Source organism: Candidatus Methylomirabilota bacterium (assembly GCA_035936835.1).
Taxonomy (GTDB): Bacteria; Methylomirabilota; Methylomirabilia; order Rokubacteriales; family CSP1-6; genus AR37.
In genome coordinates this window covers 1-1,875 of record DASYVT010000003.1, presented here as the reverse complement: position 1 = coordinate 1,875, position 1,875 = coordinate 1, and the positions used below count along the sequence as shown (strand labels likewise).

The window sequence follows — 1,875 nt, the reverse complement described above, 5'->3', positions numbered from 1 at the left end:
CACGTCACGGTGCTCGACTACGGCGAGAAGATCGCCGAGGGGCGCGCCGCCGAAGTCCAGAAGGACCCGCGCGTGATCGAAGCCTACCTCGGCCGGCGGAAGTGGACGCCGCGGGCGGAGGCCGGCAGTGCTTGAGGTGCGGGACCTCCACGTGTCCTACGGCGAGATCCGGGCGCTCAAGGGCGTGTCCTTCGGCGTGGCGGAAGGCGAGGTCGTCGCCCTCCTCGGCAACAACGGCGCGGGCAAGACGACCACGCTCCGGGCCATCTCAGGGCTCCTCGCCGCGCGCCAGGGAGACGTCGTCTTCGAGGGCGGCTCGCTCGTCGGCGTGGCCTCGCACGCCATCGTGCGCCGCGGCATCACCCACGTGCCCGAAGGCCGGCGCATCTTCAACCGCTTGAGCGTGCTGGAGAACCTCGAGATGGGCGCCTTCACGCGCTCCGATCCCGGCGTACCGGAGGACATCGACAGGGTCTTTTCGACCTTCCCGCGGCTCAAGGAGCGGCGCACCCAGGTCGCGGGCACGCTCTCCGGCGGCGAGCAGCAGATGCTGGCCATCGGCCGCGCCCTCATGGCCAAGCCCAGACTCCTGCTACTCGATGAACCCTCCATGGGGCTCGCGCCCGTCCTCGTCGAGCAGATCTTCGAGACCGTGCAGACCATCAACCGGCAGGGCGTGACCATCCTGCTCGTCGAGCAGAACGCGGCCATGGCGCTCTCGATCGCCGGCCGCGGCTACGTCCTCGAGACCGGCAACCTGGTCCTCGAGGGCTCCGCCCGCGACCTCGCCGACAATCCCGAAGTCCGCAGGGCATACTTGGGGGAGGCCTGAGACCAATGATCACGCAGGGGCTGACGTACGAGCAGCATGAGATCGGGGCGGCATACGACACGTTGGGGCGGACGGTGACGGAGGCCGACATCTGCGCCTTCGTCAACCTCTGCGGCTTCAACGAGCCGCTCTTTTACGACATGGAGTACGTCGCGACGGCCTCCGTGTTCAAGGGCAAGCCGGCGCCCGGCGCCTTCACCTTCTGCCTCTCCGAGGGGCTGGTCATGCAGACGGGGCTGATCCACGGCACCGGCATGTCGTACCTCGGCAGCGAGATTAGGATCGTGTCGCCGGTGCTGGTGGGCGACACGCTGCACGTCCGCGTGGTGATCACCGACAAGCGCGAGACCAAGAAGGCGGACCGCGGCATCGTCACCTACAAGCACGAGGTGCTGAACCATCGCGGCGAGCTGGTCCTCGAGGCAACGATCAAGCGCATGATCAAGCGGGCGGCGGCGACGGCCGCCTGATGCTCGTCCTCACGCGCGCCGACCTCGAGCGCGTGCTCGAGCCGGCGACCGTCATCATTGCTGTCGAGTCGGCATTCCGCGAGGCGGCGGCAGGCCGCGCCCCCGCCCTGCCCCGCGCCGTCCTGCCCATGGCGAAGGGCGGGGTGTTCCTCGGCATGATCTCAGCGCTGCCCAAGGCCCACGCGCTCGGCGCGAAGCTCGTCAGCGTCGTCGAGGGCAACCGCAAGCGCGGGCTCCCGACGCTCCACGCCTCATACCTGCTCAGTGATCCGGAGACCGGCGCGCCGCTTGCCTTCATGGAGGCGGGCTTCCTCACCGCCATCCGCACGGGCGCGGCCTCGGCTGTCGCCGCGAAGCATCTCGCGCGGTCGGATTCCCGGCGCGTCGCCTGCTTCGGCGCGGGATTCCAGGCCGAGTTTCAGCTCCGCTGTCTGAACGCCATCCTGCCGGTCGAGTCGGTCGCCGTCGTCGGGCGCGACCCGGCCCGCGCCCAGGCCTTCGCCCTACGGATGCGCGGCGCCCTCGGCGTGCCGGTCGAGGTCGCGCGCGACAGCCGCGCGGCGGTCCGCGAAG

Annotated in this window: 4 protein-coding genes; all 4 read left to right on the top strand. The window is 70.0% G+C overall.

Annotated features, from left to right (window positions below):
- The first annotated feature begins 9 nt into the window (after window positions 1-9).
- On the top strand, window positions 10-135 hold the full coding sequence (locus VGV06_00090) for a hypothetical protein (protein HEV2053551.1): 126 nt from the start codon (window positions 10-12) through the stop codon (window positions 133-135).
- Entirely contained in the window at window positions 128-832 is a 705-nt protein-coding gene (locus VGV06_00085) for an ABC transporter ATP-binding protein (GenBank protein ID HEV2053550.1), read from the top strand. Before VGV06_00090 ends, VGV06_00085 begins: the two co-directional genes overlap by 8 nt.
- Before the next feature lie 5 nt (window positions 833-837).
- Window positions 838-1,302 (top strand): MaoC/PaaZ C-terminal domain-containing protein, encoded by a 465-nt coding sequence (locus VGV06_00080; protein ID HEV2053549.1) that lies wholly within the window; start codon window positions 838-840, stop codon window positions 1,300-1,302.
- On the top strand, window positions 1,302-1,875 hold a 574-nt coding region (locus VGV06_00075; GenBank protein ID HEV2053548.1), incomplete at its 3' end, for an ornithine cyclodeaminase. The genes VGV06_00080 and VGV06_00075, both read left to right, overlap by 1 nt.